Genomic DNA, 9083 nt, shown 5'->3' on the forward strand with positions numbered 1-9083 from the left:
GAACAGCGTTTGGCGAAGGGCTGCCGTTCCCAGTTCTCCGGCCAGCCGTCCTTGCCGTACAGCTCCAGGAAGGAGGCGCCGAGGCGGCGGTCCCACTTGCCGCGGCGGGAGTCGGCGGTCTCGCCGCCCTTCTCCAGGAATTCCAGGTCGAACTTGGTGAGCACCAGGAACAGGGCGGTGCGCGCCCTGGCGCGGGCCTCCGGCGTCGCCCCGTGGGTGACGTCGATCCAGCTGCGCACCATCGGGGCGAGGTCTTTCACCTCGGCGGTGCTCGGCGGCATGCACAGCAGCATGGCCGTCAACTCGCGTTCCTCGGTGAAGCGCTGGAACAGATAGGCGATCTTGCCGCGCAGCAGCAGCTCGCGCACCTGGGCCGTGCGCTCCTCGGCGTCGGACGGCAGGCAGGGCAGCTTGAGGCGCGAGCGGGCACCGGGGAAGTCGAGCAGGTCGGTGTGCTCGAAGAATTTCCAGGGCCGGTCGGCCATGACGATCTTCAGCTCGGCCACCAGCGCCGTCAGCGTGGCGCGCGGCAGCGCCACCGCCGGCCCGGCGGCACCGCCGGACGGCAGCGGCCGCACGCTGACCAGATCCTGCGCGTCCCCGGGCGTGCCGAGGCCGCGCTTCAGCACCTCCACGTCGATGATGCTGCTGTCGCGCGGAACCAGGGCGCCGAGGGCGGCCCGCGCCTCCGGCGCATGCGACAGGCGGTCGAGCGCGCCGGCCAGCATGACGAACAGGTCGGTGAAGGCGTCGAGATTGCCCCACAGCATGGCGAACAGGCGGGCGCGCCGGGCCAGCGGCAGGCGGGCGGCGTGGCGGATCACCCCTTCCCAATAGTCGGTGTTGTCCAGCGCGCGGATGCGCGCCGCGAAGTTGCGCTGGAAATATTCGCCGAGGTCGTACAGCACGATCTCGTCGAGATGCGCCGCCGGGGGCAGGGTCGCCTCGGCCTCCGCCGCCGCCAGGATCTGGCGGATTTCCGCCTCGTCCGGCAGCTTGACCGTCATGTTGTTGGGGTCGAAGTCGGACAGGAAGCTGTTGGCGAGGATCTTGACCAGATCCGTCTCGCTCAGCAGCCGCAGCTCCACCGGATGGTCGGCATCCACCGGGCTGTCGCGATGGGTGGTGAAGCGGGTGACCAGGCCGGTCGATTCCCGGTCGCCGGGCGGGTTGATCTCGGTCAGGAAATCCCGGCGCTCGCTGCCGAAATCGGCGGTCAGGCCCGCCGACGGGCTGCGCGCCAGCGCCGACACCAGATAGGATTTGCCGGCCTGGCTGGGGCCGAAGACGCCGACGCAGTTGCGCCGTCCGGCGGCGCCGATCAGCTTGCGCGCCAGGTTTTCCGACTTGCGCGTCGCCATCGTCAGCCCGTGCGCCTCGTTGGCGACGCTCACCGCGCTCGGGCGCACCTCCTCGATCCAGCGGCGGGCCCGCCCGCTTCCCTCGGCGACGCGGCGCGCGGCGCCGACCAGTTCCATTGCAGACTCACTCACGTCGTCGCCTCACGTCACTTGTCGAGGAGGATGCCGGTGTCCAGCCAGTAGCCCTGCTGGTCGTCGATGGATTGCAGCCGCAGCCGCAGCTTGTTCTTCGGCACGGTCCGGCCCAGCGCATCGATGATCGTGTAGGGCTCGAAGCTGTCGACCACCTGCTTCTTCACGTCCCGCGCCCGGCGGCGCAGCGTGATGTTCAGCGGGGTTCGGGAATTCAGCTCGGCCGCGATCTCGTTGTTGGCATAGTCCAGGCTGTACATCCGCGTCGCCGGCCACCAGTCCACCGGGAATTGCCGGAAGCCCAGCGGCATCGGGCCGCGGAACTCGAAGGCGGTGTCGGGCAGGTCGTAATCCTCGGCGCCCAGCCGCATGTCGCGGTAATAGACGTCGGCCTCCAGCAGGCGGTTGCTGCGGTCCAGCTTGCCGAAGAACTGGGCGGTCGAGCCCAGCTTCAGCTCGTCGGAGCGGAAGTTGAAGTTCTGCAGCTGCCCTTCGCCCAGCAGGCAGATCATGGCGCCGACCGACGCCGTGGTCTTCGGGTCGCCGATGGTCGCGTTCTGGCCGCGGAACGGGTACCACTGGCCGACGCGGAAGCGGTGCAGCGGCACCACGCGGTGCGGCGGCAGAGCGCCGGTCTCGATCAGGATGTTGCGCACCGCCGGCAGCCGCGACGGGCGTCCGGCCAGCAGCAGCACGTCGGCGCGGTAGCGCCACACCACCTCGTTGAGCGCCCGCAGCATCTCCTGGAACACCGAGCGGACGACGCGGTCGGTCTCGGCATCGTCCAGCGGGAAGACCACCTGCTGCAGGTCGAAGCCGCGCGCCCCCTGCCGGGCCGCTTCCTGGTTCAGATAGGCGATCACCGCCTCGTTCGGCCGGGTGTCGGCGGTGAAGAAGCTGGCGAAGCTGCGCGGCTCCGCCTCCTTCGGCGCCGCCGGGTCGTGGTTCTCGTAATGCGCCAGCATGCCGAGCGCGATGGGCATCGCGATCTGGGCGGCGAACTGCTGGCGGCGCAGCTGGTCGGAGACATGCATCTCGCCATGGTCGGCGCCGAGCAGCCGGTCCAGCAGGCCTTCGGCCCGCTCGCCCAGCCCGGCATCGGCCAGCGCCTGGCGGATCGGCCGCAGCACCAGCTCGCGCACCACCTGGAACACCGCGTCGTCGCCGGCCAGGTTGAAGCCTTCGCGGAATTCCTGCTTGGGGAACAGGGTGACGTTGGCGCCCTGGCCCTCGGCGCGGAAGCTGGTGATGACCAGATCGGTGGTGCCGCCGCCGACATCCAGCGTCGCAACGCGCAGGCTGTCCTTCGTCTGGGGATCGGCGCCGTTGGAGGGGTGGCGCATCACGTCGAAGAAGGCGCGGGCGTCGCCGGAATATTGCAGCGCCACCTGCCCATAGAGATAGACGGCCTGGGTGGCGCTGGCCTCGTCCCATTTCAGGATGACGTCGGGCAGGCGCATGTCGGGCTTGGGCACCGGCTTCGACTGGCCGGCCTCGTCGAAGTCGATGTCGGCCAGCCCCAGCGACAGATAGGCGAGGTCGCGCGCCGCCTCGGCCTGCTGCTGCAGGATCTGCCGTTCGGCGAGCGGCATGGCGGTCGGCATGGTCATGATGATGCGGCGCAGCCGGCGCGGCAGGTCGGCGTTGCGCCGACGCAGCCGGTGCGACGGCGAATTCATCATGCAGAGCGCCTGCAGGAACACCTCGGCCAGCACGAACGACATCAGGCTGCGCCGCGAATAGAGCGCCCGGATCGAGGGCAGCAGGCGCATGTCGGCGCCCTCCGCCGCGGCGTCGATGCCGTGGATCGCCTCGCCGTAATCGTTGATCAGCGTGGTGAAGGCGACACCGGTGGCGACCGGCGCCTGTTCGCCGTGGACGGCGGTGGAGTTGAAGCGCCAGCTGTCCTCGCGCGGGTCCTCGTCCCACAGATAGCGCTTCGGCCCGGACAGGCCGGTCGATCCCTCGCTGCCGCGGCGCTGGCTGGCGAGCCGCGTCGCCTCCGGCCCGACGCGGACCACGGTCGGCCAGGAGAAGGCGTCGGCGCGGCCGCTGCGCAGCGACAGGTGGTCGCGTCCGAAGCTGGCGCGGGCGAACTCCAGCCGGCTCTCGAACGGGTCGCTGTAGACATATTCGGGCCGGCTGAGGTCGCGCAGCTGGAGCTTCACCGCCTTGGTGATGTCGGCGCCGAGCTGGTCCAGTTCGGTCTCGATCAGCAGGCCGCAGGTGCGCGAGTTGCCGAGGTCGATCACCATGTCGACGTCCACCGGCGCCGGGCGCGGCTCGGTGGAGCGGTCGACCACCTTCAGCTTCGGCAGCAGGTCCAGCGCGTGCAGCAGGTCGATGAAGGCCCTGTAGCGGGCGATGTGCTCGTGCGGGCCTTCCATCCGCTCCAGCAGCTCTTCCGAGGTCAGCGGCTGGACATGGCGGGTACCGGCGCGGCGGCGCTCCTCGCGCTCGACCATCTCCTTGAAGACTTCCAGGCACCAGTCCTTGAACCACGGCTCGCGCAGGAACCAGTCCAGCGGGTCGCGGCGCGACGGCAGCGAGAAGTTCCGGCCGTTGCGGGCGTCCTCGGGCGAGGGGGCGAGGTAGGCCTCGTCCTCGTAGAAGTCCAGCAGATTGGTGTCGAGCGCCAGCACGAAGCGGTAGGCGTTGCCGTCGGCGTCCGGTTCGTCCAGCGCCACCAGATAGCCGCGCGCCCAGTTGGTCGGGCCGCGGAAATAGCCGCCGCCCAGCTCCTCGCGGAACAGCGGGATCGGCATCCAGGTGCGGTCGCACATCTGGATGACCTGCTGCAGGTTGACCGAGTAACGCTCCTGCCGGTTCGTCTCCTCGTCGCCGCGGCGGACCAGCACCGGCATCGACTCGTCGTTGAGGGCCGCCGTGCGCTCCTCATGGAATCCCCAGTCGCGCGGCACCGGGGCATCCTTCGGCAGCGAGAAGCCGAAATCCAGGAACTGGAGTCCGCTCCCCGGGATCACGGAGACGAGATTCGGAAACTTGGTCAACTCGTTCAGCGGCATGCTCGATCCTCGGGAGCCCGGCCTTCAGCCATTTGCGGGACGATCAGGCGGGTAATCATGGTGTCCAGAAAGAGAACTCAAGCCTTGCGGTGTCCGCGCGACGGTCCGTCGCGGTGCCTGTGCGACGGTCCGTCATGGCAATCGCTCCACCGGGATTCTGTAGGTGCTGTTGTCGTCGTTGATGCCGAAGCACTGCGTCAGTCCGCTCTTGTCGCGGTGGCAGCTGGTGCGCGACCGGCCGAACTTGGTGCCGTCCGCGCAGACCGGATCGCTCAGCTCGGTCACGTCCAGCCCGTTGGGGCCGAGCACCGCCTGCGCCGGGGCACGGCATTCGCTGCCGTCGGCGCGGCGGAGCACCACCTCGCCCTTGCCCTTGTCGTCGAAGCGGTAAAGCTGCTGGAGCGGCGCCTTGTCCTGCTTGTTCACCAGGCCGTTGCGGCTGCGCCACCAGCCTTCCAGGAAGGCGACGCTGCCGGACCGGTCGGCATCGGGTGGAATGGACAGGGTCGGCGGTTCGGCGCCGGGGACCGGCGGACGCAGGGCCGAGTCCGGCACCGGAACCGGCTTTGGCTCCTGCTTGGCTTCCGGCTTCGGTTCCTGCTTGGGCTCCAGCTTGGCGGGCGGCGGGACCGGGGGAGGCAACTGGGTTGCGGGCGGCTCCGCCGACGGGACCGGCGGGACCGGCGCCGGGGTCGGCACGCGGTCGGGGACCGCCGGAACTGCTGGCGTCGGAACCGCTGGGGCCGGCAGCGCGGGCACGGCGGTGCCGGGGCCGGGGTTGGGGGTGGGGACCTCCACCGCCGCGTCGGGACGCCGCGCATCCGGCAGCGTCACCCCCGGTCCGGTCCCCGGAGCAACGGGACTTTCGATCCCCGGCAGCGACAGGCCCGGCAGCGACAGCCCGAAGGGCCACCAGCCACGCAGCGCGAACAGCAGGGCGCCGAGCAGAAGCAGCAGCGCCAGCAGGCCGAGCAGCCACTTCCACCACGCGATCCCCGGCAGGGCCGCCGCCGGGACGGTGGCCGCCGTCGCAACGGCCGCCGGGGCTGCCGGGGTGGCCGGAGCGGGGGCGGGCGCCGCCGGGCCGACGGTCAGCGCATCGAAGCCGGCGCCTTCGCCGTGGCGGAAGCCCCAGAAGCTGACCATCGGCTGGTCGTCGACCAGATACAGATGCTCGTCGTCGGGCACCAGCAGGGCGTTTTCCAGCAGGCTGGCGAAGGCCGCCGCCTCCCGAGGGGCGCCGGGCTGCCCGCGCAGGTCGCCCAGATATTTCTGGAAGGCGCTGCGCATCTCGTACAGGTCCATGGCGACCGCGACCTGCCGGTCGTGCGGCAGGTCGCGCCAGCGGACCGCGGTGCCGGGCACGTCGGACAGCCAGCGGATGGCGCGGCCCTGCGGATCGCGGTCGGGCCGCGAGAAGTAATTGGCGCAGCGCACCCCGAGCTTCTGGCGCACGGCCGCCTTGAGCTGCACATAGCTGAGGTAGACCGGCTGTCCGAAGGCGCCGAGCGGCTGGTAACGGTCGACCGTGTCGGTGACGAGGAGGGCTCCGGGGCGCATGGCGGTTGGCATCACCTCAGGGTCCGCACTGGCGGACATCGGGCTGGCGCGTGGCCTGCTGCATCTTCTGCAGCATGTCGGCGCCGGAATTGGGCGACAGGACCTTGCCGCCGGTGGCTTTGGCGATGCACTGCACCACCGCGCGCCCGGACTCGCCGGACAGATCGACCACATTGATGGTGACGCGCGGCTTGCGTGCCTTGATGGCGCGGGCGACGGCGCAGGGATCCCCATGGCAGGTGTCGTCGCCGTCGCTGACCACCACAATGGTCCCGTCGGCGTCGCCGGAGATGATGTTGCCGGCGCGCTCCAGGCTGCGGGCGAGCGGCGTGCCGCCGGTCGGCCTCAGGCGGTTGACCTCGGCGATCAGGTCGCCGCGTTCCGGTGCGCTGTAGAACTTGTCGCGCCGCACGTCGGTGCAGGTGGTGAACTCCACCAGAGCCACGTCCACCGGCTTCGGCAGGCCCTTGACGATGTGCTCGATGGAGCGCCGGGCCAGATCCATGCGCGACTGCGGACCGAGATACCGCTCGTCCATGCTACCCGACCCGTCGACGATCATCACCACCTCCGGCTCCTCGCCGGGGGGGTAGGTCGGGTTGCAGCTCTTCGGCTTCGCCTCCGTCGGCGGGGCAGGCGGAGGGAGGGCGGCCTGGGCCTTCGGCTTCGGCGGCGCCGTCTCGGCCGGCTTCGGCGCGGGTTTCGGTTCGATTGGCTTCGGCTCAAGCTTCGGCTCGGCCAGCTTGGGTTCGGCCAGCTTGGGTTCGGCCAGCTTGGGCTCTGGCGGCTTGGCCTCGATGCGCGGAGGCTCGGGCAAAGCCGGGGGTGGCGGGACCACCTCCGCCTTGGGCGGAACAACGGGCGGAATGACCGGCTCGGGCGGGGGAACCGGGCGGCACAGGGCCAGATCGGCCATGCGGGTGCGGTTCAGCTCCGCCAGCTTGGCGCGCAGCGTCTGCTCCTCGCTCTCCAGCCGGGCCAGCGCGTCGCCGTTGTCAGCCTTCTGTTGCACCGGTCCGGGGACCTCGACGACCACCGGCGGCAGCGGTTCGCAGGCGCGCAGCAGCAGGACGATCAGCAGCAGGGTGAGAAGGACCGGCAGCAGCCACATCAGCCAGCCGAGCAAACCCCGCCTCGGCGTGGGGCCGCCGACGGCGCCGAGCGCCCCGGCTTCGGCGCGCGGCAAAGCCTGCTGCGCCGCATCCGCCTCCGTGGGCGTCGGCCGCTCGGCGGATGACGGGGAGCGATCCGCGGGCGGAGGTGCGCCTTGGGCGCGGTTCGGCGCCGCGGCCGCCGCCACAGCGGCCGGTTCCGAGGCGGACCGGGCCGGCGGTGCGGTCCCGTCGGCGAAGCCTGCCGCCCCTTCGGCCTCATGCGCCCACAGGACCAGCACGGGCGCGCCGCCGGCCTCGTACAGGTGGGCGCGCGACGATCCGCCGGGCGTGACCAGGGCCAGTTCCAGCATGCGGCCGACCAGCTCGGCCGACTGGCCTTCCGCCTTCAGCTTGGCGGCGAGCTGGGCGATGTCGGATTCGATCTGCCCGGCGCGCGCGGCGATCTGCTTCGCAAGATCGGCCGGCAGCGCGGCCAGCGGGCGGACGGGACCAGGGACGGGGGCGTACCAGTCGATCGGGCCGCCATCGGGGGTGAGCACCGGACGGGCAAGATACCGGGCATGGGCCGGCCCGAGTCGATTGCCGAGAATGGTCGCAAGCTGTCGGTGCATGGAGACGGCCAGCTGGCCATGCAACCCCAGCCGGCGCAGGCCGGACGGGGCTGTCGTGGTGATCCGCGTCTCCGCCATGGCTGCCGACTACGCCTTATGCTAGAGGCTGTTGATGTCGGCGTCGGATTATAGGCAAGCATTCCGCCCGCCACAAGCGAACGTTTTGCTTGCGTATCAATCCCAACGTTTGGTATGCATTTTCAATGGGCGCAGAGGATTGGGGTGATGTCGGGAAGTGTCGCCGGCCGGGAGGCAGAACCCTGGATGCCTGGTAGACGGCTGTGGATCGCCTCCACGCTGATACTGCTCGCCCTGATCCTTGGACTAGGCATATACCTCTTTCTGCGCAAACCGGCGGAGCTGATTGTGCCGCGGCCTGTGGTCGCAGAGGCACCCCCGGCACCGGAGGTTGTGCTGCGCACCCGGCAGCTCGAAGAACTCAACCGCTCGCTGGAAGCGGAGATCGCCCGCCTGGGTCGCGAGCCGATGCCCCTGGCCTGTCCGCCGGGAACCATGCGGCCCGTCGATCCGACCGCACCGAAGCCGCCGGCTGTCTCGCCGGCTGTTCCGGGGGCGGCACCGGGGTCCATCACCGGATCCGTAACGGGACCGGCCGGCGGCGAGGGCACGCCCGCCCCCCTGTCTCCCCCGGCCGAGACCAAGGCCTCACCGCCCGGCGGTGCCGCGGCCAGCAGGCTGCCGGCCCCCGAACTGCTGGGCCTGCTGGAGCGCGCCACCGTGCTGGTGGTGGCGGAGAACAGCATCGCGACCGGCTTCTTCATCGATCAGAACCGGCTGGTGACCAACCGTCACGCGGTGGAGAGCGCCAAGGACGGCCATGTCTTCATTGCCAGCCGCAGCCTGGGGCAGGTCCGCTCGGGCACGGTGATCGGCGCATCGTCGCACGGCCCGGTGGGCGCCAGCGATTTCGCACTGGTCCAGCTGGATGGCGGCACCGCTGCCGGCGTGCTGCCGGTGACCACCAGCTTCGAGAAGCTGTCCGCCGTGACCGCCGCCGGCTATCCCGGCCTGACCGTGTTGAACGACTCAGGGTTCCGCCGCCTGATCGGCGGCGATCCCCGCGCCGCGCCGGATCTGAACGTCACCCAAGGCGCCGTTCAGGCGATCCAGCAGCTTCCCAACGGCGGCACGGCCATCGTTCACACCGCCTCGATTCTCCAGGGGAATTCCGGTGGACCGCTGGTGGACGCCTGCGGCCGCGTGATCGGCATGAACACCTTCATCGCCGTGGACAAGGAGCAGTCCGGCCGGATCAGC

5 protein-coding genes are annotated in these 9083 nt (G+C 70.5%); 1 reads left to right on the top strand and 4 read right to left on the bottom strand.

The window, feature by feature from the left end; translation table 11 throughout:
* From I71_RS15620 to I71_RS15635, 4 genes are all read right to left on the bottom strand, one after another.
* A partial coding sequence (locus I71_RS15620; RefSeq protein ID WP_042695774.1) for a virulence factor SrfC family protein occupies positions 1-1493 on the bottom strand: 1493 nt, incomplete at its 3' end.
* Positions 1494-1507: 14 nt separating this feature from the next.
* Positions 1508-4519 carry a virulence factor SrfB gene (locus I71_RS15625; RefSeq protein ID WP_042695770.1) on the bottom strand — a complete coding sequence of 1004 codons (3012 nt, stop codon included), beginning with the start codon at positions 4517-4519 and terminating at the stop codon, positions 1508-1510.
* A gap of 132 nt (positions 4520-4651) precedes the next feature.
* Entirely contained in the window at positions 4652-6091 is a 1440-nt protein-coding gene (locus I71_RS15630) for an SrfA family protein (protein ID WP_211098392.1), read from the bottom strand.
* A gap of 4 nt (positions 6092-6095) precedes the next feature.
* A complete protein-coding gene (locus I71_RS15635) occupies positions 6096-7883 on the bottom strand; it encodes a VWA domain-containing protein (RefSeq protein WP_042695772.1) in 1788 nt (595 codons plus the stop codon).
* 186 nt (positions 7884-8069) lie between these two features.
* Between I71_RS15635 and I71_RS15640 the strand changes: the two genes are divergently transcribed.
* The coding region (locus I71_RS15640; RefSeq protein WP_159107390.1) for a trypsin-like peptidase domain-containing protein at positions 8070-9083 on the top strand (1014 nt) is incomplete at its 3' end.

This window comes from Azospirillum sp. B506, from assembly GCF_000333595.1.
Lineage (GTDB): Bacteria > Pseudomonadota > Alphaproteobacteria > Azospirillales > Azospirillaceae > Azospirillum.